26 protein-coding genes are annotated in these 26293 nt (G+C 68.9%); 12 read left to right on the forward strand and 14 right to left on the reverse strand.

Annotated features, from left to right (window positions below):
• Both ACFWF2_RS24805 and ACFWF2_RS24810 read left to right on the forward strand, forming a co-directional pair.
• The coding region (locus ACFWF2_RS24805; protein WP_379309842.1) for an AMP-binding protein at nt 1-1029 on the forward strand (1029 nt) is incomplete at its 5' end.
• A 70-nt stretch (nt 1030-1099) separates the two neighbouring features.
• Nucleotides 1100-1720, forward strand: a complete 621-nt coding sequence (locus ACFWF2_RS24810; protein ID WP_379309843.1) for an LON peptidase substrate-binding domain-containing protein — start codon at nt 1100-1102, stop codon at nt 1718-1720.
• A 6-nt stretch (nt 1721-1726) separates the two neighbouring features.
• Here ACFWF2_RS24810 and ACFWF2_RS24815 read toward each other — a convergent pair whose 3' ends face one another.
• Nucleotides 1727-2701 (reverse strand): NAD(P)-dependent alcohol dehydrogenase, encoded by a 975-nt coding sequence (locus tag ACFWF2_RS24815; RefSeq protein WP_379309844.1) that lies wholly within the window; start codon nt 2699-2701, stop codon nt 1727-1729.
• 174 nt (nt 2702-2875) lie between these two features.
• On the opposite strand from ACFWF2_RS24815, the gene ACFWF2_RS24820 reads away from it, so the two are divergent.
• The gene (locus ACFWF2_RS24820; protein WP_379309845.1) at nt 2876-3295 is read left to right on the forward strand and encodes a ubiquinol-cytochrome c reductase iron-sulfur subunit; all 420 of its coding nucleotides are present in this window, start codon (nt 2876-2878) and stop codon (nt 3293-3295) included.
• Here the strand turns inward: ACFWF2_RS24820 and ACFWF2_RS24825 are convergent, their stop codons facing one another.
• Nucleotides 3296-3766, reverse strand: a complete 471-nt coding sequence (locus ACFWF2_RS24825) for a VOC family protein (RefSeq protein WP_379309846.1) — start codon at nt 3764-3766, stop codon at nt 3296-3298.
• A gap of 154 nt (nt 3767-3920) precedes the next feature.
• On the opposite strand from ACFWF2_RS24825, the gene ACFWF2_RS24830 reads away from it, so the two are divergent.
• On the forward strand, nt 3921-4775 hold the full coding sequence (locus ACFWF2_RS24830; protein ID WP_379309847.1) for a TIGR03619 family F420-dependent LLM class oxidoreductase: 855 nt from the start codon (nt 3921-3923) through the stop codon (nt 4773-4775).
• A 4-nt stretch (nt 4776-4779) separates the two neighbouring features.
• Here the strand turns inward: ACFWF2_RS24830 and ACFWF2_RS24835 are convergent, their stop codons facing one another.
• Together ACFWF2_RS24835 and ACFWF2_RS24840 are read right to left on the reverse strand one after the other, a co-directional pair.
• A complete protein-coding gene (locus tag ACFWF2_RS24835) occupies nt 4780-5475 on the reverse strand; it encodes a hypothetical protein (protein ID WP_379309848.1) in 696 nt (231 codons plus the stop codon).
• Nucleotides 5472-6425 carry a hypothetical protein gene (locus ACFWF2_RS24840; RefSeq protein WP_379309849.1) on the reverse strand — a complete coding sequence of 318 codons (954 nt, stop codon included), beginning with the start codon at nt 6423-6425 and terminating at the stop codon, nt 5472-5474. Before ACFWF2_RS24840 ends, ACFWF2_RS24835 begins: the two co-directional genes overlap by 4 nt.
• Nucleotides 6426-6510: 85 nt before the next feature.
• Here ACFWF2_RS24840 and lspA point away from each other — a divergent pair, with 85 nt between their 5' ends.
• From lspA to ACFWF2_RS24855, 3 genes are read left to right on the forward strand one after another with little or no spacing between them, the layout of a single operon-like run.
• Nucleotides 6511-7131: a signal peptidase II gene (lspA, locus tag ACFWF2_RS24845; RefSeq protein ID WP_379309850.1), complete on the forward strand. Its 621-nt coding sequence runs from the start codon at nt 6511-6513 to the stop codon at nt 7129-7131.
• Nucleotides 7128-8054 (forward strand): RluA family pseudouridine synthase, encoded by a 927-nt coding sequence (locus ACFWF2_RS24850; protein ID WP_379309851.1) that lies wholly within the window; start codon nt 7128-7130, stop codon nt 8052-8054. Before lspA ends, ACFWF2_RS24850 begins: the two co-directional genes overlap by 4 nt.
• Nucleotides 8047-8787 (forward strand): hypothetical protein, encoded by a 741-nt coding sequence (locus ACFWF2_RS24855; protein WP_379309852.1) that lies wholly within the window; start codon nt 8047-8049, stop codon nt 8785-8787. Before ACFWF2_RS24850 ends, ACFWF2_RS24855 begins: the two co-directional genes overlap by 8 nt.
• A gap of 55 nt (nt 8788-8842) precedes the next feature.
• On the opposite strand, the gene ACFWF2_RS24860 is transcribed toward ACFWF2_RS24855, so the two are convergent.
• Nucleotides 8843-9163, reverse strand: a complete 321-nt coding sequence (locus tag ACFWF2_RS24860; protein ID WP_379309853.1) for a hypothetical protein — start codon at nt 9161-9163, stop codon at nt 8843-8845.
• Between the two features lie 131 nt (nt 9164-9294).
• Here ACFWF2_RS24860 and ACFWF2_RS24865 point away from each other — a divergent pair, with 131 nt between their 5' ends.
• Nucleotides 9295-10089 (forward strand): hypothetical protein, encoded by a 795-nt coding sequence (locus ACFWF2_RS24865; protein WP_379309854.1) that lies wholly within the window; start codon nt 9295-9297, stop codon nt 10087-10089.
• A gap of 86 nt (nt 10090-10175) precedes the next feature.
• Here ACFWF2_RS24865 and ACFWF2_RS24870 read toward each other — a convergent pair whose 3' ends face one another.
• The 3 genes from ACFWF2_RS24870 to ACFWF2_RS24880 all read right to left on the reverse strand — a co-directional run bounded on the left by ACFWF2_RS24870 (nt 10176) and on the right by ACFWF2_RS24880 (nt 13002).
• Nucleotides 10176-10349: a hypothetical protein gene (locus ACFWF2_RS24870; RefSeq protein WP_379309855.1), complete on the reverse strand. Its 174-nt coding sequence runs from the start codon at nt 10347-10349 to the stop codon at nt 10176-10178.
• On the reverse strand, nt 10346-10498 hold the full coding sequence (locus tag ACFWF2_RS24875; RefSeq protein ID WP_379309856.1) for a hypothetical protein: 153 nt from the start codon (nt 10496-10498) through the stop codon (nt 10346-10348). The genes ACFWF2_RS24870 and ACFWF2_RS24875 overlap by 4 nt, the downstream gene beginning before the upstream one ends.
• A gap of 80 nt (nt 10499-10578) precedes the next feature.
• Complete coding sequence (locus ACFWF2_RS24880; protein WP_379309857.1) at nt 10579-13002, reverse strand: cation-translocating P-type ATPase; 2424 nt, start codon at nt 13000-13002, stop codon at nt 10579-10581.
• 35 nt (nt 13003-13037) lie between these two features.
• On the opposite strand from ACFWF2_RS24880, the gene rarD reads away from it, so the two are divergent.
• Both rarD and ACFWF2_RS24890 read left to right on the forward strand, forming a co-directional pair.
• The gene (rarD, locus tag ACFWF2_RS24885; protein ID WP_379309858.1) at nt 13038-13961 is read left to right on the forward strand and encodes an EamA family transporter RarD; all 924 of its coding nucleotides are present in this window, start codon (nt 13038-13040) and stop codon (nt 13959-13961) included.
• 206 nt (nt 13962-14167) lie between these two features.
• Complete coding sequence (locus tag ACFWF2_RS24890; protein WP_379309859.1) at nt 14168-15052, forward strand: ADP-ribosylglycohydrolase family protein; 885 nt, start codon at nt 14168-14170, stop codon at nt 15050-15052.
• A 127-nt stretch (nt 15053-15179) separates the two neighbouring features.
• Here ACFWF2_RS24890 and ACFWF2_RS24895 read toward each other — a convergent pair whose 3' ends face one another.
• From ACFWF2_RS24895 to ACFWF2_RS24905, 3 genes are all read right to left on the reverse strand, one after another.
• Complete coding sequence (locus ACFWF2_RS24895; protein WP_379309860.1) at nt 15180-18419, reverse strand: arabinosyltransferase domain-containing protein; 3240 nt, start codon at nt 18417-18419, stop codon at nt 15180-15182.
• A 109-nt stretch (nt 18420-18528) separates the two neighbouring features.
• On the reverse strand, nt 18529-19026 hold the full coding sequence (locus ACFWF2_RS24900; RefSeq protein ID WP_379309861.1) for a hypothetical protein: 498 nt from the start codon (nt 19024-19026) through the stop codon (nt 18529-18531).
• A gap of 108 nt (nt 19027-19134) precedes the next feature.
• Nucleotides 19135-19419, reverse strand: a complete 285-nt coding sequence (locus ACFWF2_RS24905) for a hypothetical protein (protein ID WP_379309872.1) — start codon at nt 19417-19419, stop codon at nt 19135-19137.
• A gap of 36 nt (nt 19420-19455) precedes the next feature.
• Here ACFWF2_RS24905 and ACFWF2_RS24910 point away from each other — a divergent pair, with 36 nt between their 5' ends.
• Nucleotides 19456-20004, forward strand: a complete 549-nt coding sequence (locus tag ACFWF2_RS24910) for an RNA-guided endonuclease InsQ/TnpB family protein (RefSeq protein ID WP_379309870.1) — start codon at nt 19456-19458, stop codon at nt 20002-20004.
• Here ACFWF2_RS24910 and ACFWF2_RS24915 read toward each other — a convergent pair.
• Complete coding sequence (locus tag ACFWF2_RS24915) at nt 19887-21188, reverse strand: DNA polymerase IV (RefSeq protein WP_379309871.1); 1302 nt, start codon at nt 21186-21188, stop codon at nt 19887-19889. The genes ACFWF2_RS24910 and ACFWF2_RS24915 overlap by 118 nt on opposite strands.
• A gap of 180 nt (nt 21189-21368) precedes the next feature.
• On the opposite strand from ACFWF2_RS24915, the gene ACFWF2_RS24920 reads away from it, so the two are divergent.
• Nucleotides 21369-22244: a UTP--glucose-1-phosphate uridylyltransferase gene (locus ACFWF2_RS24920; RefSeq protein ID WP_379309862.1), complete on the forward strand. Its 876-nt coding sequence runs from the start codon at nt 21369-21371 to the stop codon at nt 22242-22244.
• A gap of 368 nt (nt 22245-22612) precedes the next feature.
• Here the strand turns inward: ACFWF2_RS24920 and ileS are convergent, their stop codons facing one another.
• The gene (gene ileS, locus ACFWF2_RS24925) at nt 22613-25744 is read right to left on the reverse strand and encodes an isoleucine--tRNA ligase (protein ID WP_379309863.1); all 3132 of its coding nucleotides are present in this window, start codon (nt 25742-25744) and stop codon (nt 22613-22615) included.
• Between the two features lie 277 nt (nt 25745-26021).
• Nucleotides 26022-26246 carry a hypothetical protein gene (locus ACFWF2_RS24930; protein WP_379309864.1) on the reverse strand — a complete coding sequence of 75 codons (225 nt, stop codon included), beginning with the start codon at nt 26244-26246 and terminating at the stop codon, nt 26022-26024.
• Nucleotides 26247-26293 lie beyond the last annotated feature (47 nt).

Here is a 26293-nt window from a genome sequence, read left to right on the forward strand (position 1 = left end):
TGCACCGCCGACATCGGCTGGGTCACCGGCCACAGCTACATCGTCTACGGACCACTGGCCAACCGCGCCACCCAGGTCGTCTACGAAGGCACCCCGAACTCCCCCACCGAACACCGCCACTTCGAGATCATCGAAAAATACGGCGTCACTATCTATTACACCGCGCCGACGCTGATCCGCACCTTCATGAAATGGGGCCGCGAGATCCCCGACGCCCACAACCTGTCCACCCTGCGACTGCTCGGCTCCGTCGGCGAACCCATCAACCCCGAAGCCTGGCGCTGGTACCGAGACGTCATCGGCGCGAACAAGACCCCCATCGTCGACACCTGGTGGCAGACCGAAACCGGCGCCATCATGATCTCCCCGCTGCCCGGCGTCACCGCCACCAAGCCTGGCGCCGCCACCGCACCGCTGCCGGGGATCTCGGCGAAGGTCGTCGACGACGACGGCACGCCGCTGGGTAACGACGCCTCGGGTCTGCTCGTGCTGGATCAGCCGTGGCCGTCGATGCTGCGTGGCATCTGGAACGACATGGATCGCTACCGCGAAACCTATTGGCAGCGTTTCGCTTCCGAGGGCTGGTACTTCGCCGGTGACGGCGCCAAGCTCGACGCCGACGGCGACCTGTGGATCCTCGGGCGCGTCGACGATGTCATGAACGTCTCCGGACACCGCATCTCCACCGCCGAGGTCGAATCCGCGCTCGTCGGGCATCCGGCCGTGGCCGAGGCCGCCGTCGTCGGCGCGAGCGACGCGACGACCGGTCAGGGCATCGTCGCCTTCGTCATCCTCACCGGGTCGGCCGCACCGGACGACACGCTGGTCACCGAACTCAAGGCCGCTGTCTCGGTGGAGATCAGCCCGATCGCCCGGCCGCGCGAGATCCATCTCGTGCCGGAACTGCCCAAGACCCGCAGCGGCAAGATCATGCGCAGGCTGCTGCGCGACGTCGCCGAGGGCCGCGAACTGGGCGACACCTCCACCCTGGTCGACCCGACCGTGTTCGAGGCGATCGCCAAGGGATGATCGGCGGGCGAGCATGTCGGATCGGCACGGCACGCGGGATAGCGGGCATGCTGTGACGGTGGAGATTCCTATGTTTCCGCTCGGGGCGGTCCTGCTGCCCGGCGAGCCGCTGTCGCTGCAGATCTTCGAACCGCGCTATGTCGCGCTGGTCGAGGACTGCCTCGACGGACGCCGGGAGCCGGAGTTCGGCGTCGTCCTCATCGCGCGCGGGCACGAGGTCGGCGGCGGTGACGTGCGCACCGATGTCGGCGTCGTCGCCCAGATCACCGACGTCGTCGAACTGTCGGGCTCGCGGTTCCGGCTGCGCTGCCTCGGCGGCGACCGTATCCGCGTCGACCAGTGGCTCACCGACGCGCCATATCCCCGTGCCGAGGTGCGAGTGTGGCCGGACGAAGTGGGCGCCGACGACACCGATCTGCTGGCGGACCTGCGCAAACGCGCCGACCGCCTGCATACCCTGACCGCGCAGCTCGCCCGCCGCTCCGGCATCCGGCGCCCACCGCCGTCGGCGTCGCTGGAGGACCTCTCCGACGACCCGACGACCCGCTCCTACGAGCTGGCCGCCCGCCTGCCGATCGGCCCCACCGATCGCCAGGTGGCGCTGTCGGCCCCGGACCCGCACATCCGGTTGGCGAACCTCATCACCGCGGTCGACGACGCGATCGCGATGATGGAGTTCCGGTTGCAGTGATCGCGCTCAGCCGACGGTGATGGCGATCTTCGCCCTGGCGTGTTCGGTTTCCATGTAGTGGATCGCGGCGGGGACTTCGTCGAGAGGGTACGTCCGGTCGATGATCGGACGTACCTTGCCCGTGTCGACGAGTTCGCGGAGTTCGGCGAGTGCTTCGCGGCTCTGCCGTGCGAGCGGGACCCGGATCGCCGGGCGCACGAACGGGCGGCTCAGCTGGGCGCGGGCCATCAGTCCGATCGGACCGAATGTGGTTCCCCCGCTGTAGTTCCCGCCGCCGGACAGCACCAGGGTGCCGGTCGGCTCGACCAGGCGCAGCAGCTCGCGCAGGGCGCGGCTGCCCGCCAGGTCGAGCACGGTGTCGTAGCGTCCGGTCACCGTGTCGCGGGTGTAGTCGACCACCTGGTGCGCACCGAGTTCACGGATCAGGTCGACATTGCGGGTGCTGCACACCCCGGTCACCTCCGCGCCCGCGGCGAGCGCGATCTGCACGGCGAAGGTGCCGACACCGCCGGAGGCACCGATGATCAGCACCCGCTGCCCCGCCTCGACGTCGCGCAGCAGGGTCAGCGCGGTATTGGCGGCCAACGGCAGCGTCGCCGCCTCTTCGAAGGTCAGCTTCGCCGGTTTCGGGCCGACCACCGACCCGTCCACCGCGAGGTATTCGGCGAACGCGCCGCTGATCGATTCCCCGTACACCTCGTCCCCCGGTCGCAGATCCGTCACCCCCGCCCCGACCGACTCGACGATCCCCGCGAAATCGCCGCCGTTGATCGGCTGCGCCGGCCCGCGCCGCGCGAACACCGACCGATCCATCCACCGCGCGATCAGCGGATCGCCCCGCATGACATGCCAGTCCCGCGCGTTCACCGAGGCCGCCCGCACCCGGACCAGCACCTGTCCCTGCGCCGGCTCCGGCCGCTCGACCTCCGCCACGCTCAACATCGCCGATGAGCCGTATACCCGCTGCACGATCGCCTTCACCTGCGTGACAGTAAGCCCGCCTGCCGCCTACCCACATCAGGGAATCCCCCGAGGTCTCCACTGATTCGGCGCGGGTTCGAACCCGGGGCGGGTGGGTCACGTTGAAACGGTAAGGAGCGGGTCGGATTCGGCCGACCGGTGGCTCATAGCGACAGTTGTGATCGGAGTTCCACCATGACCAGCAATGAGATGCGGATCGATCGCAGGACGGCGATGGTCGGCGCCGGGGTACTCGCGGCGGCCGCGACGCTGACCGCCTGTTCGGCTGAGAAGGACGGTGCGCCCGCGGGCGCGCAGGCGCCGGTGGGTGGGCCCGCGGGCGCGCTCGCCAAAACTGCCGACGTGCCGGTCGGTGGCGGGGTGATCGTCGGTGACACCGTGATCACCCAGCCGACCGCGGGTAATTTCGTCGGCCTGTCGTCCACGTGCACGCACGCGGGCTGCCAGGTCGGGAATGTCTCCGACGGCACCATCAACTGCCCGTGCCACGGGAGCCGGTTCGGGCTCGACGGCAGCGTCAGCGGTGGGCCTGCCACCCAGCCGCTGCCGGCGAAACCGATACGGGTGGAGGGTGATTCGATCGTGGCGGCCTGATCAGCCCGCCGCGTTCATCATCTCCTCCATGCGCCGCTGCATCTCCTCCTCCGACACGTCCTCGATGTGAGTGGCCACGGTCCAGCGATGGCCCCACGGGTCTTCGAAGGAGCCGCTGCGGTCGCCGTAGAACTGGTCGGTCATCGGGTTGATCGCGGTGGCGCCCGCCTCGAGAGCGGCCGCGAAGGCGGCGTCGGCGTCGGACACGTAGACCATCAGGTTGACCGGCGAACCGCCGACCTCTTTCGGATCGGGGAAACCGATGTCGGGCGCCGGGTCGCCGATCATGAGAACGGAGTCGCCGACGAGCAGTTCGCAGTGGGCGACGGTACCGCCGGGGCCGGGCATGCGCATGCGTTCGGTGGCGCCGAAGACCGCGGTGTAGAAGTCGATCGCGGCCGCCGCACCCGCGCACGAGAGGCCGGGACAGATACGCGGATAGCCTTCGGGGAAGGGGGAAACATCAGACATCGGATACCTCCGGGTCGAGGTTGATGCTCGGACGGTCCGAGCCTATTCCCCTCGCCCTGCCGGGGAAAGGCTGTCGGGTCCGCGGTCTTCCGGCAGGCCCGAAAGACTGATAGAACTTGTTTCAGTTTTGTTGTCTGATCCGGAGGGCCGGAACATGCGGTACGGGCTCGTGTTGTTCACCAGTGACCGGGGCATCACGCCCGCCGACGCCGCGCTGGCGGCCGAGAACGCCGGGTTCGACGCGTTCTACGTGCCCGAGCACACCCACATCCCGGTGGTGCGCGCCGCGGCCCATCCCCAGACCGGCGACGCGTCGCTGCCCGACGACCGGTACCTGCGCACCCTCGATCCCTGGGTCGCGCTGGCCACCGCGGCCGCGGTCACCGAGCGGATCACGCTGTCGACGGCGGTCGCGCTGCCCGCCGAGCATCATCCGATCACCCTCGCCAAGACCATCGCCTCGCTCGATCACCTGTCCGGTGGCCGGGTGGAGCTGGGCGTCGGATTCGGCTGGAACACCGACGAACTCGCCCACCACGGCGTCCCGCCGAAGAAGCGCCGCACCGTGCTGCGCGAGAACCTGGACGCGATGCGCACGATCTGGTCGCAGGAGGAAGCCGAATTCGAGGGCGAGTTCGTGCGTTTCGGGCCGAGCTGGTCCTGGCCGAAGCCGATCAGCCCGACCATCCCGGTCCTGCTCGGCGCGGGCGGCACCGAGAAGTCCTTCGGCTGGCTCGCCCGCCACGCCGACGGCTGGATCACCACCCCGACCGAGGGCGACCTCGGCGACAAGATCGCCCTGCTGCACCGGGTGTGGCGGGAAGAGGGCCGCGAGGGCACGCCGCGGGTGATCGCGCTCGCCGGACGCCACGATGCCGCGCAGCTGGCGCAGTGGGCCGAACTCGGCGTCACCGAGACGGTCTTCGGGGTGCCCGACCGCTCGGCCGACGAGGTGCGCGGCTATATCGCCCATCTCGGCGGCAAACTCGCGGTACCCGTCACCGGGTGACGGCTCAGCCGCGCAGTTTGCGCACCTGCGCGGCGGTCAGGTCGGCCAGCACACCGGGGTCGACGGTTTCCGGCGCGGTCACCACGACCTGGACGAGGGTGTTGCCGACCTGGACCAGGGCCGTCGACGAGGTGAGCGTCAGGCCCTCGCTGTCCGCGGTGAGGGTGAAGGCCGAACTCGCGTCGCCTGCGGGCGGCTGGGTCAGCGCGGTGGTGCGGTAGTCGATGTGCACGCCCGCGTCGTCGCCGGAGTAGGTGACGCAGCGGCGAGGCTGTGCCTGCAGCGCGTCGAAGGCCGCGGACAGGGCGGCATCGGGATAGCTCGCGGCGTCGATATCGATGGTGGCGTAGCTCGGCCCGGCGAACTGGACCGACGCGGCGGCCGATGACCCCGGCCACTGTTCGGCGATCGGCGAGAGCAGGCGTCCGCAGTCGGGTGGGTCGGTCGGCGCCGCGGGCGGGACGGCGGTGTCGTCGGCGGGGGCGCGCGGTGGCACGACACTGAACTCCCCGGGCAGATCGCCCGCAGCCAGCAGGCTCGCCGACAGTTGCGCGGGATCACGGACGACCGTGCCAGAGCCCGGCGCCGCGGTGATCGCCGAGGGGAAAGACCCGGTGGATTCGTCGTCGGATCCGCACCCGGCCAGCACGGCGCACGCCGAGGCGGCCACGCTCGCGCGCAGCAGGGCCGAACGCATCATTCGGTCCAGGAAACGCGGGTCGACTGCGTCTGCACGAGGGTGCTCACGCTGCGCGAGTCACGGTAGATCTGCTGACCGCCGACCTCGATCGCCCCCGACACCGGAAGCGGTAGACCGAGGTCGACGGTGATCGTGCCGGTGCCCTCCATGACGTAGCCGTCGATGTCGAGCGAGCCCGCGTCGTTGGGCAGCATCCAGACCTTGTCGGTCGGGGTCTGGCTCACCTGCAGATCGATGGTGAGCCGGTCGCCGTCGCGGCTGGTCAGGGTGGCCGTGGTGATCTGGTCGAGGGTGACGCCGCCGGTGATCTCCTGATGCACCGTCCACACCGCGCCGACGCCGACCGGCTCGTCGGGGAACGCGATCGAGCGGTATACGGCCTGATAGAAGGCCTGCTCCAGCGCCGCGCGTGCCGTGTTCGGGGTGTCGGGGGACGGCGCGAGACGCAGCTCGGTGATCGCGCCGAGGTCGCTCATCTCCAGGCCGGCGTGGGAGCCGTCGGCGGTGGTGAACGCCTTGTTCAGGGCCGGGTCGGGGGTGGTGACGGTGCCGACGGTGAGGTCGACGCCGTCCTCGCCCGCGCAGGCCGTCATCGGGATGGTCAGCGCGGCGGGCGAGAAATCGCGGGCTGGCTGATCGTTGACCTGCTGCTGGATGTGGTAGTCGGTGCGCAGCGTCACCTCCTGGGTGGTGCCGACCGCGTAGCGCGGACGCAGCAGATCGCGCGGCTCGTCGCCCGCCGACACCAGCGTGGTGACGGCCGCCGAGATCGGCACCGTCACTTCCTTACCGATGCCGAGCGGCTCGGTGCCCTCCACGTCGGCCGGCGACGCCGACCGGTCGGCGCACCCGGCGCCGAAGGTCGCGAACCCGAGCACGAGCGCCACGAGTAACACCCCGGGGCGCGCGATGCGGGGCAAGCGAGAACTAGACAACACCGTCACAGCCATCAGGGTACGACCGCTTCCTGAGTAACAGCTGGGACTCCCGGGCACCGCGGCGCAGCACCGATCGCCACTAGGGAATGATGGTCGCGTGAGTGAAGACCGGCCAACCGACAACGCTGGCGTTCCCGAGACCGGCGACGACGCAGCGGCACCGGCGACCGACGCCGCGCCGAAGACCGCAGGCGAGGCCAAACCCGCTGGTCCCCGCCGGTTGCCGATGCTGCTGATCATCGCGGTCGTGCTGTTCGGGCTAGACCTGCTGACCAAATGCCTCGCCGTCGCCCTCATCGATCCCGGCGAATCGGTGCCGATCATCGGCGATTTCGCGCGGTTCACCCTGGTGCGCAACCCGGGCGCGGCGTTCTCGATGGCGACCGGCATGACCTGGCTGCTGACCCTGATCGCCGCCGCGGTGGTGGTCGGCGTCATCCGGATCGGGCGCACACTGCGCTCGCTGTGGTGGGCGATCGGCCTCGGCATGGTGCTCGGCGGCGCGCTGGGCAACCTGGTCGACCGGATCTTCCGTTACCCCGGCCCGCTGCAGGGCCATGTCGTCGATTTCGTCGCCGTCGGCTGGTGGCCGGTGTTCAACGTCGCCGACTCGGCCATCGTGTGCGGGGCGATCCTGCTGGTCGCGCTCACCGTGTTCGGTTTCGAACCGGACGGCACCCGCAGCGGTCGCAAACACACCAGCGAGGAGACCGCATGAGGGAAACCAGGACGATGCCCGTGCCCGACGGGCTGGACGGGATGCGGGTCGACGCCGGCCTGTCCCGGCTGCTCGGGTTGTCGCGCACCGCGGTGGCCGCGCTGGCCGAGGAGGGCTCGGTGCAGCTCGACGGTGTCGCCGCGGGCAAGTCCGACCGGCTGACCGCGGGCGCCTGGCTGGAAGTGGTGTTCCCCGAACCCAAGCGGGAGCTGGTCGTCGAGGCCACCCCGGTGGAGGGGATGAAGATCCTCTACGCCGACGACGACATCGTCGCGGTGGACAAGCCGGTCGGCGTCGCCGCGCACACCGGCGTCGGCTGGACCGGGCCGACCGTGGTCGGCGGGCTGGCCGCCATGGGCTACCGCATCTCCACCTCCGGCGCGCACGAACGCCAGGGCATCGTGCACCGGCTCGACGTCGGCACCTCCGGCGTGATGGTCGTCGCCCAATCCGAACACGCCTACACGGCGCTCAAGCGCGCCTTCAAGCAACGCACGGTCGACAAGCAGTATCGTGCACTCGTGCAGGGACATCCCGATCCGAGCAGCGGCACCATCGACGCGCCGATCGGGCGGGCGCGCGGCAACGACTGGAAGTTCGCGGTCACCGCCGACGGGCGTCCCAGCGTCACCCACTACGACACGGTCGAGGCGTTCCAGTCGGCCAGCCTGCTCGACATCCACCTGGAGACCGGCCGCACCCATCAGATCCGGGTGCACTTCTCGGCCGTGCGCCATCCCTGCTGCGGTGACCTCACCTACGGCGCCGACCCGACCCTGGCCAAGCGCCTCGGCCTGGAACGGCAGTGGCTGCACGCCCGTCAGCTCGGCTTCCACCACCCCGCCGACGGTCGCTGGCTCGAGATCACCAGCGAGTACCCCGACGACCTGGCGAACGCCCTGGACGTACTACGCAATGCCTGACGACCCGCGGTCGTCCGAACCGGCGCCGGACACGGTGCCGGACGACCGCGGGGCCACCGAGCCCGGCTCGGAGCGGCGATCGCCCTGGCGTATCCCGCTGATCCTGGCCGCGGCGGTGGTGCTGGCCGTGGTCGTCGTGGTACTCGGCATCGTGAATCCGCGACCATCCACGGGTATCACGACCGATCGGCTCGGTCCGGCACAGGGCGAGCGGGTCGACGACTACCTGAACGAGTCGCGAAACTCGCTGTCCGGCAACGACACCGACCTCCATTGGGCCCTGGTGTCGTTCACCGACTACCTCACCCCGCAACAGATTCCGGCCGCCTCCGGCGGATTGCGGATCTCCGGCGTGATCCAGCACGTGCCGATCGACCGGGTGCAGACACCGGTGATCACCATCGCCACCCCGGCGGGCGACGAACCCGCGGTGAAATCCGCCGACGCCGCGGCGGGGCTGCTCGCCGCGCAGCGGTACCGCGATCAGCGCGGCGCCGATATCGCCCGGGTCACCGAGGCCAGGCTGCGCGAAGGCTGCGCGTGCACGGCCGGACTCGTGGTGCGCGGCACGCTCCCCCAATTGCGTGAGCTGGCAGCACAACCCGGTGTGCGGGCGGTGCAGGCACTGCCGGCCGACGCGATCGCCGGGCGTTTCGCGGTGTCGCCGTTGCTGCCGGAAGCCACCGACGTGGTCGCCCCCGCCCCTGACGACGGGCCGGTTCCCGCCGAGTAGCCCTTCGGCCGAATTCCGCAATCAGCTCGGCTCAGCCGGGCGCGGTCCTGACTCGTCATCGGTAGCAGTCCTGGTATCCACGGCTGGTCACCACCGAGATGTCGCAATAGGTGGCGCGCGGGTAATAGGCGCCCATGCTCGTCGCGAGGTCCGCACCGCGGGCTTGCGCCGCCTGCACCGACCACGGGTAGAACTGCGGTGACGGCAGCATGTTGCGAAGGAACACGACCTTGTTCGGCACCGACGCCGAACCCCATGCCAGTACCGTCAACGCCGGATCATGGACCTGTGCGGCCTCCGCGGGCGCCGCCACCACGTAGGTGTAGTAACCCTGGTCGTCGAGATGGGTCTGGAAGCCCGAGGCGCAGGAGACCACCGGGTACGGCGAAACCTTGTCGTTCTGGCGTTCTCGTCAGGAAACGCGACATTGAAATTGTGACTGTTCGACATCAGCCGCCAAGAGCACACCAGCCCCGGAGAATCGATGATCGGATTCTGGAGGAAACGATGAAGCCGCACCGCATATCCGCGCTCACATTCGTCCTCGCGGTCTCGACCGCCTGCGCGCTGACCGCGTGCGGCAGCGACGACAGCGCGAGTCGCTCAACCCCCGTCACGTCGATGACGAACTCGGCGGGCGATGTCCAGTACGGGCCTGGGCCGTCGATCGATATCGGCGGTGCGCAGACCAACCTGCGCGACGTGCGCTACTGCGAGATACTTCCGGTGACCAGGGACAAGGAGCAGTTCACCGCGACCGTCTACAACACGATCGGGCTCAACACCTGCCCCGAGGATCAGTGGCAGGCCATCACCAAGGACGCGGTGAAGCAGGCATACCCCGCCATCGACGCGGACCTGAACGGACCACGCCACTGGGTCCTCGACGGTATCGACGCCGAGGCGGGCAGCGACAGCGCGTCGAACGACAGCTGGTACTTCGGCGGCATCCAGATGGGCAAGCGCGGAAGCCTGCAGGCAATGGCCCGCGAAGCGATCAGCGACAGCAAGCCGTACAACGTCAAAGAGGTGACGCGGCACACCACATGGACCTACGACGCCGGCCAGCCGGTATTCGAACTGACCGCCCCGGACGGCTCGATCTACACGATGCAGTCCTACGCGCAGATCGTCGATCCGAATCTGTCGTACAACGACTTACCGACGCTCACCGACAAGATTCACCTGCCACAGGGCTGGACGTACAACGTGCGGATGCTGGATTCACCGCTCGACATCATCGCCGACGGAACGGCCTACGTGGTTCAGGACGACCTGAAGAACTCCTATATGCGCCGTTGACGCTGACCTGGATTCCGCCGTGCTGCCTTCAAACATCGAGTCCGATCCGGCGACGATATGGATGGCGCTCCGAAAACAGCACTGGCCTAAGGTAGTTCGGCGTCGCCGCCTTGTTCCGCCAGCTCCCACAAGGCGCGCGCTCGGTCCACATCTCCGGCCTGATCGTAGGCATCAGCCATCAGTTCCAGCGCCGCTGAGTCGAGCCGATCAATCTGCACCAGAAGCCGGGAGAAGAGCTCGTCCAGCTCGTCGGGGGTCACCGGAATGTCCGAAGCGATTCGGGGTCGGCGAGGTGGTCCCCCCCGGCCAGTTGTTCCGGCACCCGGCTGGGCAGCGGCATGACCGCGGCCGGGTTGCCCGAGAACGGTGCGTCGGCGAACGCGTCGATCTGGTGCAGCAATACCTCCATAGTGCGCAAAGGTACTCCAACACCGAATGTTCGTCGGGCACAAGGGTTCTCGAGGCGGACCCGGCCTGGTCAGCGGTGGGTCACGCGCCCTGGGCCCCGACCGCGGGAACGAACTTGCCGGTGTTGCCGGACAGCCGCGACTGCACCCACCACGCCAGCTCGACCAGCACGATGCCCACCGCGCCGCATACGAACGCGGCCAGCGTCAGCCGCAGGTTCGACGGGTCGAGTTTGAAGAACTCGCGGGTGAACGGAATCGTGAACAGCGCGATGTAGGCGAACACCGACACCGCGATCAGCACCACCTTCCACCACACATACGGACGGGCCACCAGCGCGAGCACCCACACCGCGATCATGATCAGCGTGATCAGCGCGGTGGTGCCCGCCTGGACCTTCTGCGTCTCCGAGGCTTCCGGACCGGCGTAGGCGATCAGGTAGGCGACGAACGTCGCGACGCCGATCACCACACCCGATGGCACCGCCAGGCGCATCACCCGGCCGACGAACCCCGTGCGGGCGCGCTCGTTGTTGGGCGCCAGCGACAGGACGAACGCCGGGATGCCGATGGTGAACCAGGCCGCGATCGTGACGTGGCGCGGCAGGAACGGATAGCCGATCGGGTCGTAGCCGAAGATCTGCGAACCGACACCGGCCAGGCCGACCAGGAACGCCAGCAGCACCGAGTACACGGTCTTGGTGAGGAACAGATTCGAGACGCGCTCGATATTGCCGATCACCCGGCGGCCCTCGCCCACCACATACGGCAGCGTCGCGAACTTGTTGTCCAGCAACACGATCTGGGCCACCGCACGGGTCGCCGGGCTGCCCGCGCCCATCGCGACGCCGATGTCGGCGTCCTTGAGGGCGAGGACGTCGTTGACGCCGTCACCGGTCATCGCGACGGTGTGTCCGCGTGATTGCAGCGCGCCGACCATGGCGCGCTTCTGGTCGGGGCGGACGCGGCCGAAGGTGGTGTCGCGGTCGAGGACGTCGGCCAGTTCCTCGCGGTCCTCGGGCAGGGTGCGCGCGTCGACGGGATGGTCGCCGCCGGGCAGGTCGAGCGAGGAGGCGACCGCGCCGACCGAGACGGCATTGTCGCCGGAGATCACCTTGATCGAGACATGCTGGCTCGCGAAGTATTCGAGGGTTCCCTTGGCGTCGGGGCGCACCTTCTGCTCGAGCACGACCAGCGCGGCGGGCTCGACCCGGCCGGGGGCGTCGCCGGAATCGACCGGGCGGTCACTCCTGGCCAGCAGCAGCACGCGCAGGCCCGACGAGCCGAGCTGTTCGGCATGCTCCGCGTCGGCGGAGGTGGGATCGAGCAGGACATCGGGCGCGCCGAGCAGCCAATCACCCTGGGCGCCATAGGAGATGCCACTCCACTTCTTGGCCGAGGAGAACGGGGCGATGGCGGTCTGCGACCAGCCCGGCGGGTCCGGCAAGGCTTCGGCGATGGCCTGCACGCTGGCATTGGGGCGCGGGTCGTCGCTCGCGAGGGCGGCCAGCGCCCGGCGCACCTGAGCTTCGTCGAACGCGCCGAGCGGTTCGATGTGCGACAGGCGCATGCCGTTCTCGGTGAGGGTGCCGGTCTTGTCGGCACACACCACGTCGACGCGGGCCAGGCCCTCGATCGCGGGCAGTTCCTGCACCAGGCAGTTGCGTTTGCCCAGGCGCACCACGCCGACCGCGAACGCGATCGAGGTCATCAGCACCAGACCCTCTGGCACCATCGGCACCAGCGCGGCGACCATGCCCGAGACCGCGGGCCGCCAGGACTCTTTGCTGGAGACCAGCTGGTTGTAGATGCTCAGCGCGCCCGCCGGGATCAGCAGGTAGGTGATGAACTTGAGGATCTTGTCGATGCCGGAGCGCAGCTCCGAATGCACCAGGGTGAACTTGCTGGCCTCCTCGGCCAGTTTCGCCGCGTAGGCGTCCTTGCCGACCTTGGTCGCGCGGTAGGCGCCCGAACCCGACACCACGAAGCTGCCCGACATCACCGGGGCGCCGACACCCTTGTCGATCGGGTCGGCCTCGCCGGTGAGCAGCGACTCGTCGATCTCGAGCGCCGCGGCTTCCTCCACCTCACCATCGACGACGATCTGGTCGCCCGGGCCGAGCTCGATCAGATCGTCGAGCACCACCTCGCCCGGCGCGATCTGCTCGGCGACGCCGTCGCGGCGGACCGTCGGCTTGGCCTGGCTGACGATCGCCAGCTGATCCAGGGTCCGTTTGGCTCTGATCTCCTGGATGATGCCGACCGCGCTGTTGGCCACGATGAGCAGGCCGAACATGCCGTCGATGATCGAGCCGGTGGACATCACCAGCAGGAACAGCACACCGAGAATGGCATTGATGCGGGTGAACACGTTCGCGCGGACGATGTCGCGCACCGACCGGCTGGCTCTGGCCGGCACATCGTTGGTGCGCCCGTCGCGGCGGCGTTGTTCGACCTGTGCTGCGGTGAGCCCGGTCGCCGCGGGCTCCTGCACGGAAATGGACATGCTCGTCAGGCTACGTCAGTCGTAACATGGGATGAATGCAGCGCAGCTCGTCCCCGCCCGGTGTCGTCTTCGGAACAAGCGCCTATCTGATCTGGGGATTGTTCGCCGCCTTCTTCGGACTGCTTGCCTTCGCCTCGCCTGCCGAAGTGGTGGCGCAGCGGATCATCTGGACGCTGGCGGTGGTGTTGCTGCTGCTCACGGTGACCGGGCGGCTGCGAGGACTGCGCGGGATCGACGCCAGGACCTGGCGGATGGCGGCGATCGCCTCCGCGGCGCTGTCGCTGAACTGGGGTGTGTACGTCTTCGGCGTCACCACCGGTCACATCGTGGAGTGCGCGCTGGGCTACTTCATCAATCCGCTCGTGACGGTCGCCATCGGGGTGGCACTGTTCCGGGAGAAGCTCACCAGAGCGCAGTGGGTGGCGCTGGGGCTCGGCGCGCTCGCGGTGGTCGTGCTGACCGTCGACTACGGCCGACCACCGGTGATCGCCCTGATCCTGGCCGGCTCGTTCGCCACCTACGGCCTGGTGAAGAAGGTGATCCGGCTCGACGCGCTGCGTGGCATCGCGGCCGAGGGCATCGTCGCCGTCCCGTTCGCCCTGGCCTTCCTGATCGTGCTGCTGGCCACCGGCCGCAGCGAGTTCACCTCCAGCCCAGCCCATTTCGGCCTGATGCTGGCCACCGGGCCGGTCACCCTCGTCCCGCTGCTGTTGTTCGCCGTCGCGGCCCAGCGCGTCCCCCTCTCGATGATGGGCATCCTGCAGTACCTCACCCCGGGTATGCAGATGGCCTGGGGCGTCGCCGTCATGCACGAACCGATGCCCGCCTCCCGCTGGGCGGGTTTCGCCCTGATCTGGGCCGCCCTTGTCATCTTCACCACCGACGCCCTCCGCCGCGCCCGCCGGGCACGGCGCGCAGGCTCGATCGCCGAACCAGTCGGCGAAGTCGCCACGCGCTGAGGCGGTCGCAGTTCAAGCGTCGAAACGACGTCGGGACCTCGATTGGTCCGCGGCGGCAGTGGGCAGAAAGCGGGCGCGCCTGGGGGCGAAAGCTTGGGGTATCTCACATTCCGACCGGTAGGGTCGACTGCTGGACAATCGGAGAGTGGGCGCCCGAGAGGGGTGGGTCTGTGCAGGACGCGGGGTTTTCGGATCGAGTGGCGGGTGTGCTGGTCGGTGGGGCCGCGGGGGATGCGTTGGGGGCGGGGTATGAGTTCACCAAGCCGGGGTCCGCGGTGGTGATCGATATGGTCGGGGGTGGGCCGTTCGAGTGGGCGCCGGGTGAGTGGACCGACGATACGTCGATGGCGTTGGCGATCGTGTTGGCGGCGGTGAACGGGCCTGGGATCGATCTGGATGCGGTGGCGGCGGGGTTTGTCGCGTGGTTCGACTCCAAGCCGCCGGATATCGGGAATCAGACCTGGAAGGTGTTGTCCGCCAGGCCTTCTTCCGCGCTGGATATGCAGGTGGTGGCGATGTCGCTGACCGGGCGGACCGGTGGGAACGGGTCGTTGATGCGGACCGCGCCGGTGGCGCTCGCCTATCTCGACGACGCGGACGAATGTGTGGCGGCGGCGGGGCGGGTCGGGATGCTCACGCATGACGACGAGCATGCCGTCGAGGCGTGCAAGATCTGGACATACGCGGTGCGGCATGCCGTGCTGAACGCCGACTTCGGTGGGGTGCGCGAATACGTCGGCGGCTCAGCGCAATCGGCCTATTGGACCGAGCGCCTTGACGAGGCGGAGCACGGTACGCCCGACGACTTCCCGAACAACGGCTGGGTGGTGCACGCCCTGCAGACCGCCTGGTGGGCGATCACCACGACCGACCAGTCGACGCCGGAGCATCTGCCCCGCGCACTGGAAGCCTGTGTCCGCGCGGGCAACGACACCGACACCACGGCCGCCATCGCGGGTGGCCTGCTCGGCGCGCGCTGGGGCGCCTCCGCCGTCCCGGCCAGGTGGCGGGCCATGCTGCACGGCTACCCCGGCCTGACCGGCGCGGACCTGCCCGATCTGGCACAGCGCATCGCCGCATACGCCCCCTGACCAGGCCGGTCGGTCGCCGCGCTGAACGTTCACCATCCCCCGATCGGTCGAAATCTGGACCATCGGAGCGATTGCTGAACGCTCAGCGCATGCTGACAGCGCGCGCGTTCGATCGCACAGGTAGGGCTTACCAGGCCGTGATGATCGGCCCCGGAGTCCATGTCCCCCACCGATTGTCGGAGTCGACCGTCGGATTCGCGGGCACCGCGCCGTTGTCCAAGGGCAGGTACTGCTCGATCGAGCCCCAGTCCCGGTCCCAGTCGTTGTTCAGGTAGGTCGGCAGGGTGCGGGCCGTGAACAGGAGCTGGGTCCAGCCGAGCGGGCCGCCACCGTCGTGGCCCTGCCACAGGTTTGTGATGGTGGCGCCGTTGCGGTCGGGCAGGATGCGGTATTCGGGCAGGGCCGAGATTCCGTTGTAGGTGGGCAGGTGGTTCTGGCACGGGAAGTGCAGGCCCACAGCCCAATCCAGCAGCACCGGGGTATCGCGGCCGACGAGCGCGTTGAGCGTGGTGGTCTGCGGCATGCGCGGCGGGGTGACCGCCAGCCACTGGTCGGGGCCGAGATCCTTGTCCTGGGCGACGAGCCGGACGACGCCGGTGTCGGCGGGGAGCTGGTCGAGCGGGACGCGCAGGTTGCGCCAGGTCGGGGCGGGGCCGATGTCGATCGGCATGACCTGGCCGGTCACGGTGACCGTGCCGTCGGGGGCCGCGGTGCCGTATTCGACGAGGAGTTCCTGACCGGGGTGCACGATGCCGTCGGCGTCGACCGACCGGATCCTGCCCGCCACCGAGACCGCGAGCAGCGGGCCGCGCGGGCCGTCGGGCAGGCGGAACCAGCCGGTGGTCAGCGCGGCGGGTTCCTGTGCGCCGGAACGGTAGCTGCCGAGCACGGGGGTCGTCGCCGGGTCGAGCCCGAACGGGAGCTGCAGTGAGCCCTGCCGGGATTCGGAACCGGCGGAGGTCGAGGCGTCACGCAGCTCGTCCGGGTCGTCGGACACCGAATTCGCCTGTCCCGTGGTCGATTCCACCTCGTCGGAGGTCAGCACGGGTGCGACGCCGTCGGGGCGGAAGCCGGTCGAGCCGGCGCCCGCCATCGTGGTGGCGACATCGCCGGTCAGCGGGGCGAGCATGGACGCGTTCGGGTCGGTCTCGACGAGGACCTCGTCGGCCATGCCGCACCCGCCCGCGAACGCGGCGTCGAAGTTGGAGCTGGCCACCGAGTAGGCGGGGTACTGGGCGATCGTGGCTTTCGCGAAGGAGGCCAGTTCGAACAGCACCATCAGCGCGGCCGCGACCGCGAGGACCGGCACCGCCGCCAGTCGTCCCGCCCGTGGCTTCGGGTTCGGATGGATGTGGAACCACGCGGCGACGGCGAGTGCCAGGAAGGTCAGGCCGGCGAACACGGTCGACAGGCCGAAACCCGCGACGGTCGGCGGCTTGTCCCACCAGGGAATTCCCCACGAGGACACATACCAATACCCGTTGGCGCCGACGAAGGTCATGGCCATGGCGAAGAAGACCGCGGCGGCGAACAGCGCGCGATTACGCAACGGCCGCAGCACATCCGAGCTCACCGCGACCGCGGTCACCGCGGCGACACAGGTGGCCAGACCGGCGAATACACCGAACTGGTGGGTCCACTTGGTCGGCGAGAACATCATCAGCACCATGGCGGCCAGGGTGATACCGAGCATGCGCCGGGTCGGGCCGACCGCGGTGCCGGGGATGTGCCCGCCGCGGCGCAGCATGACCGCGGTGCACACGACCAGGCCGAGCAGCATGGCGAACACGCCGAAGCGCCGGGTCAGCCAGCCGTCGGCATTGAGTTGCAGCAGGTACTGATAGCGCAGGAACTCGAAGAACCAGGACTCCCCCGGCCCGATCTTGCCGTGCACCTCGAACATCTCCAGCACGCCGGCCAAAGTCCGGTCGGCGAACACCACGGTCAGCACCACCGTGCCCGCCGCCAGGATCGGCAGCAGCAGCGCGAGATAGCCGACCGACTTCGCGCGCTGCACGATGACCGCGGTGACGACGCGCGCGCCTGCCACGAGCGCGCCAAGGCAGATCAGGCCCGACGGCGCGCCGGTGAGGGTGAACGCGGCGACGATCACCGCGACGGCGAAGGGCAGCAGCCGCCGGGTCGCGATGGCGCGTTCGACCGAGACCCAGGTGACCAGCACGCCGAGCGCGACCACGAATTCCGCGCGCAGGCCGTTGTTGTAGGGCAGCCAGAAGGCCAGGAACACCAGCGCCGCGGTCCAGGTCGCGACGCGCTGACGGCCCACCGCCACGCCGAGCCTGGGCAGCACTTCCCGGCTGATCAGCCACCAGGTGAGCAGGCCGGCGCCGAGGGCGGGCAGGCGGACCAGCGGGCTGACGGCGGAGATATGGGTGATCCAGCCGATGATGTCGGTGTAGGGCGTGTAGAACGGGCCCTCGTCGACGCTGAACCAGCGGTAGTAGTTCGACATGGTGCCGGAACTGCGGGCGCCCCTGGCCATGCCGAGGATGTAGCCGTCGTCGGAGGTGTTGGCGCCGATGAAATGCCACACGACCAGGACGGCGAACACCAGCCAGTCGACCGGCCGCAGCCGCCACCAGCGCTGCGGCAGGAACCGGCGGGCCGAGCGGCCGTCGAGCGCGTCCAGCCGGTGCAGGGCGAACAGCGACAGCGCGGTCGCGAGCAGGCACAGCACGATCGCGGCGAGCTTGATCCAGGTCGGCGAGGTCGTGTAGCGGGAATCGGCCACCACCTGCACCGCCAGGTCGGCGGGCGGTGCCCCGGTCAGCTCGCTGAAGACGCCGACCACCTGGGGTCGCAGATCGGCGGGCACGGTCGCGCCGGACGCACCGAGACCCGTCGCGGTGACGGCGGCTTCCTGCGGCGAGATCGCGACGGAGATCGCGCAGGTGTTGCCGAGCACGTCGGCGAGTGGCGCCGTCCACAGCAGTGTCGAGCGCGACACCACATCGACGCGGCCGGGCCGGTCGGGAGTGTCGGCGACGACCTTGACGACGAAGCCGTACTTCTCCATGTCGGCCGACTGGTGCGGAATCGTCGCCACGGCGACGCCGCCGCTCTCGGCGAGCGTGCTCAGCGCGGCGCACGGCACGGTGGCCGACAGCGCCGCGGGAGCGTAGGCGACCAGCGGGGATTCGATCGAGGTGGTCGTGCCACGCTGCGGCCAGGACACCGTGGCGGTATCGACCCGGACCGGCAGGAACGGGATGGCGATCGCGCTCAGCACGCCGACGAGGGCGGCGACGAGAGCAACGATGCGCGCCCACCCGCCGAGCCGGGCCCGTCGTGCGGGCTCCGAAGCATCCTTGGGCGGATGCCCCTGCCGCACGATCGTCTCTACCACGGGGCCCGATAGTAGCGGCGCGGACCGCGGCGGTCGAAACACGTGCTGGTCACCCACGGCCCGGTGCCCGAAAGCCCCTGCCGAAGGCGTGGGCTTTCGGGTCGGTAACTCAGGCGCAGGCGACCGACTGCTGACCCAGGTTGGTCAGCATGCCGCAGGCCCACGACTTCTGCACCTTCCACTTGCCGTCCTCGGCCACGAACGGCACGTCGACGACATTGGTCTGACCGTTGACGGTGAAGTTGGCCTTGGCGTTGACGCTCTCACCGAAGGAGGTCACCTCGGTGACCTGCACCTGCACATTGGCGTCCTTGGCCGCCTGCGCCAACCGGTTCGGCAGCTCGGGATCGGCCGAACCACCCTGCACGAAGTCCGTCTTCTCCTCGTTCGGGACCGAGGGATCCAGCGCGGTGTTCAGCTGCGCATTGAGCTCCTCCACAGTCGGCACCGGGGGCAGTTCCGCGGCGGCTGTGGCCGTGGCCTTGACGCTGGTGGTGGTCTTGGCGGCGGGCTTGTCACCCTTGTCGTCGCTGCACGCGCTCAGCCCGAGGGCGGCGACCACGGCCAGTCCGGCGATCGCGACACGTCCGGTCGTACGAAGCTTCAACTGCTCGTCCTTTGCGTTCGAGGTGGGAGTTCCATCGCGGTAGCCGAGGCTACCGGAGATCCACCGACGGGCCGCTCTACAGGCCGGTGCGGACATCCGCATCTTCTGTCATAGCCCAACGGTATTGTCCGACTGTGCAGCTGCGATACAACTTAAGGGTGCGCGGGTGGCGCCACCGAAGTACCGGTCCCGCAAGGACAATCGGCAATCGATCCGGTTCACGCGCAATGCCAGGTTCACGGTGACCTCATGCCGGAAGCTGAGGCTGCCGAAGATCGGCGATGTTTCGGTGCGCTGGTCACGGGCGCTGCCGTCGGATCCGTCGAGTGTGACCGTGATCAAGGACGCGTCGGGCAGATACTTCGCTTCCTTCGTGGTCGAGGTCGAGCCCACGACAAGTCCACGGCGATCATCCGCGACAACCAAGCGGTGTACGTCGAGGACTTGTGCGTCAAAGGTTTGGCGCGAACTCGATTGGCGAAGTCGGTTCACGATGCCGGGTGGGGCATGTTCACCCGTATGTCAGAAGAGAAAGCGGCTCGATATGGGCGGGTCTTCGGCAGAGTGGATCGCTGGTTTCCGTCGTCGCAGCTGTGTGCATTGTGTGGTGTATCGAGCGGTGTGAAGCCGTTGCATGTCCGCTCGTGGACGTGTGTTTGTGGCAGCACTCACGATCGGGATCTGAACGCCGCGATCAATATTCTGGCCGCAGGGCGTGCGGACAGACCAACGCCTGTGGAGCTGGTGTCAGACGTGCCCTCGGGTGCGCGACCGGCGGTGAAGCAGGAACCCACCGGAAGCGCGGCGCAGCCCGTGCAGGCCGGAATGCCTACCCTTCGGGGCGGGGAGGACGTCAATACTCAGGAGAGGCTGGCGAGCGGGTCGGCCCGTGTCAGGCGCTCGTCGTCGGCTGGAAACGTCCGTGCCGGGCCCGGGCCTGTCGAGCTCGTCTCGAAGCGGACGGTCACCACGCCGTAGCCCGCGCCCTGGACCCAGCCGTGCCCGAATTCGGGGTGGCTGACGTCCATGCCCGGAAACCAGTGTCCGGCAGGAGGGTTGTGCTCGTCGGGGGGCGGCGTGGTGTCTTCGACCCCCTCTGCGACGAGGTCTTGCGGCACTGCCTGGTCGAGTTCGGGGAACAGTGATTCCTGGCGCACCAGCGACAGTCCGCCGTAGCCGACGCCGACCAGCCGGATCGGGCCGAGTTCGGTCGGATCGATCGCGGATCGTTGCGCGGCCGCGGACAGGGTGGCGAGGTCGGCGGTGGCGTAGGGCAGGGTGAACGACCTGGTCACGATGCTCATATCGGACTTCTTGAGTTTGAGCACCACGGTGCGGGCCGCCCGGCCGTCGTGTTCGAGCCTGCGGTGCGCGGAGGCCGCCATGGCGGTGATGGCGGTACGCAGGTCGGGCAGGGTGACGATGTCGCGTTCGTAGGTGTTCTCGGCGCTGATCTGCTTGGCCTCGGCGCGCTCGGTGACCGGGCGGTCGTCGATGCCGCGGGCGAGCCGGTGCAGCGCGGCGCCCATGCTGCCGCCCAGGATCGAGGCGGCCTCGGATTCCGGCAGCGCCGCGAACGCGCCGACGGTCTCGATGCCGAGGCTGCGCAGCCTGCTCTCGGCGACCGGGCCGATCCCCCACAGTTTGCGTACCGGCAGCCCGGCGAGCAGTCCGCCCTGTTCCGTCGGGGAGATCACCCGCATACCGTCGGGTTTGGCCAGGCCGGAGCCGATCTTGGCGAGTTGCTTGCCGGTGCCTGCGCCGATCGAGGCGGTGAGTCCGGTGCGCGCGTTGACCAGTTCGCGCAGCATCGCGCAGTACTCCTCGACCCGCGCCACGCTCGCACCGGCCAGCTCGGCGGGTTCGGCGAAGGCCTCGTCGAACGACAGGGTCTCCAGCACCGGAATGCGACCGCGGAGCGTGTCGAACACCTGGGCGCTGAGCGCCGAATACACCGCGCCACGCGGCGGCACCACGACCGCCGACACGCCGATCAAGCGCCGGGCCTGATGCATCGGCATGGCCGAGCGCGCGCCGTAGACCCTGGCCTCGTAGCTGGCGCCCGCGACGACACCGCGCTGACCCGCACCGCCCACCAGAACGGGCCTGCCACGCAGGGTCGGCCGGGTCAACTGCTCGGCCGAGGCGAAGAACGCGTCCATATCGATGTGCAGCACCCAGCGGCGGGCGGTGACCGCCGCATCGGCCCTGGCCGGGACGCCTGCGGTGGCGGTGGCGTCGGTCCTCACGCCCGCAATCTACGCGGGACCGCCGACAGATTCGGCAGCCGGTTGACAGCCGTGACACAGCGATCACCCAGCCCGGTATGTGATGATCGGTGGATGAAGATCCGCAAGGCTGTCATTCCGGCTGCGGGAATTGGCTCCCGGCTGCTTCCGCTGACCAAGGCGACGCCGAAGGAGATGCTGCCGGTCGGCGACAAGCCGGTCATCGAGCACACCGTGCGCGAGCTGGTCTCCTCCGGGATCACCGACATCACCATCGTCGTGAGCAGCGGCAAGTCGCTGATCCAGGATCACTTCCGCCCGAACCCGGCACTGGTCGCGCAGCTGCGCGCCGACGGCAAGTCCGCCTACGCCGACGCGGTGGAAGAGGTCGGTGAGCTCTCGCGCGCCGGTCACATCACCTATCTCGACCAGCACGGTCCATACGGCAACGGCACGCCCGTGCTCAATGCCGCCCGGAACCTGGGCGACGAGCCGATGCTGGTGCTGTGGCCCGACGATGTGTTCGTCGCCACAGTGCCGCGCGCCCAGCAGCTCATCACCGCCTACGAGTCCACCGGCTGCCCGGTGCTCGCGCTGATGCCGATGGCGCCGGGCGAGTCGCAGCGCTACGGCGTGCCCGTGGTGCGCGAGGACCTCGACGACGGGCTGCTGCGCATCTCCGGCCTGATGGAGAAGCCCAAGCCCGAGGACGCGCCGTCGGCCTACGCGGCGATCGGCGGGTACGTGGTGACGCCGGGCATCATCGACGAGCTGCAGGTGCAGACCGACAACTGGTACACCCACCAGACCGGCGAGGTGTACCTGACCGACGCGATCAACAACTACGCCGCCAAGCACGCGGTGTACGGGCAGGTCATCCAGGGCCGCTGGTACGACACCGGCAACCCGGCCGACTACCTGGTCGCGCAGTTCGCCTCGGCGCTGGCTCATCCCGAGTACGGGCCGCTGCTGCGCCAGCTGGTCGACTAGGCGTTCGCGTTTCGGCCATGACAGCTGGTCGGCTATCGGGCGGCACCGCCTGACCGACCCGCTGATCCGGTGGCGCGCCGGGGATGACTCGCTCCCGGCGCGACACCGTTTCCACAGGACAATCATCACGAGCAGTCACTGTCACCTGAGCGTGTTCCATGCGCATCAGCAGCAACGCGTCAGATTGTGCCCGACGGTCCGGTGAATGTCCCACATTTCAGCAACTTCTCAGCATCGAGCGTGTCGCCGAGTGATCGAGCCTGCGAATCCGAGTGTGCCGCAGTCGATTCGACCCGGCCGAGGGGCCGACACCATGACCGCGAGAAAGGGGCGGGACCGTATCCGGCCCCGCCCCTTTCTCCGGCGATCTAGGCCTTGCTGACCGAAGCCCGCACTCCGCCGGTGAGCTCGGCGGCATCCGGGCCCGCCGCACCGAACGTCAGTGTGGTGGCCAGGATCTCCCCGGCGATCAGGTCGCGGTGGGTCTGGGCCCACTCGGCCCGTTCGGCGGGCACGTCCAGGACCACGCTGATGCGGTCCGACACATCGAGGCCCTGTGACTTGCGGGTCTCCTGCAGGTCGCGGATGAGGTCGCGGGCCCAGCCCTCGGCCTCCAGCTCCTCGGTGACCACCGAGTTCAGCACCACCAGACCGGCATTGCCCGGCAGGGCGGCGGTGGACTCGGGTTCGGCGGCCACCAGACGCTGGGTGTATTCCTCGGGCAGCAGGGTGATCCCGGCGGCGGTGACGACACCGTCGGTCGACTCCGTCCACTCCCCCGCCTTGACGGCCTTGATCACCGTCTGCACCTGCTTGCCGAGGCGCGGACCGGCGGCACGCGCGTTCACGGCCAGCTCGAACCGGCCGTGCACGGCGACGTCGGTGGTCAGGTCGACCTTCTTGACGTTGACCTCGTCGGCGATCAGCGCGGTGAACGGCGCGAGCCGCTCGGCGTCGGCCGCGGCGATGGTGACCTCGGCCAGCGGCAGCCGCACCCGCAGGTTCTGCGCCTTGCGCAGGCTCAGCACGGTGGAGCAGACCACGCGCACCTCGTCCATGGCGGCGACGAGTTCGGGATCGTGCGGCAGCTCGGTCTCGGCAGGCCAGTCGGTCAGGTGCACCGAGCGCTCGCCGGTGAGCCCACGCCAGATGACCTCGCTGATCAGCGGCAGCAGCGGCGCGGCCAGGCGGGTGACCACCTCGAGCACCGTGTGCAGCGTGTCCACCGCGTCGCGGTCCTCGGACCAGAACCGCGACCGCGACCGGCGCACATACCAGTTGGTGAGCGCGTCGGCGAAGGAGCGCAGCTCGTCGGCGGCGCCGGCGATGTCGTAGGTCTCGAGCGCCTCGGTGATCACGTCACGGGTGACCGCGAGCTTGGCCAGGATGTACCGGTCGAGCACATTCGGCGAATCCGTGCGCCACTGTCCGGGCTTGGAGGCGTAGAGCTGCAGGAAGGTCCACGCGTTCCACAGCGGACGCAGCGCGTGGCTGACACCTTCGCGGATGCCGCGCTCGGTGACGATGAGGTTGCCGCCGCGCAGGATCGGCGAGCTCATCAGGAACCAGCGCATCGCGTCGGAGCCGTCGCGGTCGAAGACCTCGTTGACGTCGGGGTAGTTGCCCTTCGACTTCGACATCTTCAGCCCGTCGTCACCGAGCACGATGCCGTGCGCGGCAACGGTTTTGAACGACGGCGAGTCGAACAGCGCGGTCGACAGGACATGCAGCGTGTAGAACCAGCCGCGGGTCTGCCCGTTGTACTCGACGATGAAATCGCCGGGGAAGTGGCTGTCGAACCACTCCTTGTTCTCGAACGGGTAGTGCACCTGGGCATAGGGCATCGAGCCCGACTCGAACCAGCAGTCGAGCACCTCGGGCACCCGGCGCATGGTCGAGTTCCCGGTCGGGTCGTCGGGATTGGGCCGGGTGAGGTCGTCGATGTAGGGCCGGTGCAGATCCTGCGGGCGCACGCCGAAGTCGGCCTCCAGCTCGTCGAGCGAACCGTAGACGTCGACGCGCGGGTAGGCCGGGTCGTCGGAGACCCACACCGGGATCGGGCTGCCCCAGTAGCGGTTACGGCTGATGTTCCAGTCGCGCGCGCCTTCGAGCCACTTGCCGAACTGACCGTCGCGGATGTGCTCGGGCACCCAGCTGATCTGCTTGTTCAGCTCGACCATCCGGTCGCGGAACTGGGTGACGGCGACGAACCAGGACGGCACGGCCATGTAGATCAGCGGCTGGCCGGAACGCCAGCTGTGCGGGTAGGAGTGCTCGATCGTCTCGTGCCGCAACAGCTTTCCCGCGGCCTTGAGGTCCTTGATGATCACCGGGTTGGCGTCGAAGACCATCAGGCCCTCGTACGGCGGCACCATCGAGGTGAATTTGCCCGCCGGGTCGAGCGGCTGGACGATCTCGATGCCGTTGGCCGCGGCCACGTCCATATCCTCCTCACCGAAAGCCGGTGCGAGGTGGACGATTCCGGTGCCGGAGTCGGTGGTGACGTAGTCGGCGGTGAGCACGCGGTGCGCGTGCGGGTGGCCGACGAAGAAGTCGAACGGCGGGCGGTAGGACAGGTCGGCCAGGGCCGCGCCATCGTACTCGCCGAGCACCTCCGGCTCGTCGCCGAACTCACGGGCGTAGTGCGAGACGCGTTCGGCCGCAAGCAGATAGCGCTTGTCGTCGGCGCCGCGCACGTGCACGTACCGCACGTCGGGGTGCACCGCGATCGCCAGGTTGGACGGCAGGGTCCACGGCGTGGTCGTCCAGATCAGCGCGTTCGCGCCGTCGAGCGCGGCGAGGGGATGCTCGGCCGGGACCACCAGCTGCATGTCGACGGTGACCGCCGGGTCCTGGCGCATCTTGTAGGCGTCGTCGAGGCGGGTCTCCTGGTTCGACAGCGGCGTCTGCTCGTACCAGCTGTAGGGCAGCACCCGGAAGCCCTGGTAGATCAGGCCCTTGTCGTAGAGCGACTTGAACGCCCACATCACCGACTCCATGAAGTCGAGATCGAGGGTCTTGTAGTCGTTGTCGAAGTCGACCCAGCGTGCCTGGCGGGTGACGTAGTCACGCCACTCGCCGGTGTAGCGCAGCACCGAGGACTTACAGGCGGCGTTGAACTCGGCCAGCCCCATCTCGTCGATCTGCGCCTTGTCGGTGATGCCGAGCTGCTTCTCGGCCTCGATCTCGGCGGGCAGGCCGTGGGTGTCCCAGCCGAAGCGGCGGTCGACCAGCTTGCCGCGCATGGTCTGGAAGCGCGGGATCAGGTCCTTGACGTAGCCGGTGAGCAGGTGGCCGTAGTGCGGCAGACCGTTGGCGAAGGGCGGGCCGTCGTAGAAGACGAACTCGTCGTTGCCGTCCCGGTTGCGCAGGCTGGCGCGGAAGGTGTCGTCGCCGGCCCAGTAGTCGAGCACCTGCTGTTCGAGTTCCGGGAACGACGCGCCGGAACCGGCGCCGAAGTCGACCCGGGGGTATGCACCGGTGGTTGTCTCGTCCGCCATCGCGGATCTGCTCCTCGTGCCGCCGCGCCGTCGGCGCGAATCCTGGGCACGGGGACGATGCCGGCGCCGGTGCGCCGTACCGCGGTACCACCCCGTTTGCCCGTTCCGCCCCTGGTGGGAAGCGGTGCGGGCCTCTCGTTGTGTGAGCTGTGACGGGCTCACCCGTTCGGTTCTACTGAGCGCGAGCGCCGTTCTTCCGAAGGCTCCCCGGTGATGGCCGGATCAGTGCCGTGTGTTCTTCGATTCTAGCGGGGACCGTCCAGCGAATATTCCGCGGTCAGTCCCGCCGGCCGCGCCACTCGGCACGCTGCGCGTGGTGCCGTCCGGGCCGGACCGGGTCGTTCTCGGGTTTTCGCGAGGCCAGCGCGCTCACCAGCAGCGTGGCGGCACCGATCATGCAGATCAGAATGCACCCCCAGGCCCACAGCACCGAACCGGTGGCGAGCGCCGCGACGAGCAGACCGAAACCGATTGCCGCGAGGACGAGCGTCAAGACGAGCATGCTGACTCCCAAGAAACCCGAGCAGCCCGATGAAAGCTGGGCGTTCC

It is taken from the genome of Nocardia sp. NPDC060259, from assembly GCF_042728775.1.
GTDB lineage: Bacteria > Actinomycetota > Actinomycetes > Mycobacteriales > Mycobacteriaceae > Nocardia.

Bases quoted from the DNA above. Each gene is read 5' to 3' on its own strand.
- rarD (WP_379309858.1), top strand. From the start codon at position 13,038: ATGCAGCGCAGCTCGTCCCCGCCCGGTGTCGTCTTCGGAACAAGCGCC.
- ACFWF2_RS24830 (WP_379309847.1), top strand. From the start codon at position 3,921: ATGCGGTACGGGCTCGTGTTGTTCACCAGTGACCGGGGCATCACGCCC.
- ACFWF2_RS24855 (WP_379309852.1), top strand. From the start codon at position 8,047: ATGCCTGACGACCCGCGGTCGTCCGAACCGGCGCCGGACACGGTGCCG.
- ACFWF2_RS24850 (WP_379309851.1), top strand. From the start codon at position 7,128: ATGAGGGAAACCAGGACGATGCCCGTGCCCGACGGGCTGGACGGGATG.
- ACFWF2_RS24880 (WP_379309857.1), bottom strand. From the start codon at position 13,002: ATGTCCATTTCCGTGCAGGAGCCCGCGGCGACCGGGCTCACCGCAGCA.
- ACFWF2_RS24915 (WP_379309871.1), bottom strand. From the start codon at position 21,188: ATGGACGCGTTCTTCGCCTCGGCCGAGCAGTTGACCCGGCCGACCCTG.
- ACFWF2_RS24865 (WP_379309854.1), top strand. From the start codon at position 9,295: ATGAAGCCGCACCGCATATCCGCGCTCACATTCGTCCTCGCGGTCTCG.
- ACFWF2_RS24840 (WP_379309849.1), bottom strand. From the start codon at position 6,425: ATGGCTGTGACGGTGTTGTCTAGTTCTCGCTTGCCCCGCATCGCGCGC.
- ACFWF2_RS24875 (WP_379309856.1), bottom strand. From the start codon at position 10,498: ATGGAGGTATTGCTGCACCAGATCGACGCGTTCGCCGACGCACCGTTC.
- ACFWF2_RS24810 (WP_379309843.1), top strand. From the start codon at position 1,100: ATGTTTCCGCTCGGGGCGGTCCTGCTGCCCGGCGAGCCGCTGTCGCTG.
- ACFWF2_RS24920 (WP_379309862.1), top strand. From the start codon at position 21,369: ATGAAGATCCGCAAGGCTGTCATTCCGGCTGCGGGAATTGGCTCCCGG.
- ACFWF2_RS24820 (WP_379309845.1), top strand. From the start codon at position 2,876: ATGACCAGCAATGAGATGCGGATCGATCGCAGGACGGCGATGGTCGGC.
- ACFWF2_RS24825 (WP_379309846.1), bottom strand. From the start codon at position 3,766: ATGTCTGATGTTTCCCCCTTCCCCGAAGGCTATCCGCGTATCTGTCCC.
- ileS (WP_379309863.1), bottom strand. From the start codon at position 25,744: ATGGCGGACGAGACAACCACCGGTGCATACCCCCGGGTCGACTTCGGC.
- ACFWF2_RS24930 (WP_379309864.1), bottom strand. From the start codon at position 26,246: ATGCTCGTCTTGACGCTCGTCCTCGCGGCAATCGGTTTCGGTCTGCTC.
- ACFWF2_RS24835 (WP_379309848.1), bottom strand. From the start codon at position 5,475: ATGATGCGTTCGGCCCTGCTGCGCGCGAGCGTGGCCGCCTCGGCGTGC.